Annotated in this window: 1 protein-coding gene; it reads right to left on the bottom strand. The window is 54.1% G+C overall.

Going from position 1 to position 292, the window contains the following annotated elements:
* The coding region (locus P0G09_RS19915) for a glycoside hydrolase family 2 TIM barrel-domain containing protein (protein ID WP_275253539.1) at positions 1-279 on the bottom strand (279 nt) is incomplete at its 3' end.
* Positions 280-292 lie beyond the last annotated feature (13 nt).

Here is a 292-nt window from a genome sequence, read left to right as displayed (position 1 = left end):
CCCCATGCTTCCGCATGCGTTTCCCATAGCGTGAAGGTACTCATTGGTCAGAAAGGCCCGAGTGGGATTTGCTTCTGCCTGTTCCCTCATGTTCTGAGGAGAAGGATAGGTCTCGCTGTCCATATCTGCAATCTTGTTCATCTGGCGCTTGTGGATCAGACGGGTGGGGTCCGCAGTGCGGCAGTAGGATGCCGCCAGTGCCACAGTCTCTCCATAACCAATCTCATTGCCGAGGGACCCGCAGAAGATGGATGCATGGTTTTTATTGGTTTGAACCATGGTAGCCTGTCGG

The sequence above is a fragment of the Faecalibacterium sp. DFI.5.82 genome (assembly GCF_029076575.1).
Taxonomy (GTDB): Bacteria; Bacillota; Clostridia; order Oscillospirales; family Ruminococcaceae; genus Faecalibacterium; species Faecalibacterium duncaniae.
This window is presented reverse-complemented; position numbering and strand designations above follow the sequence as displayed.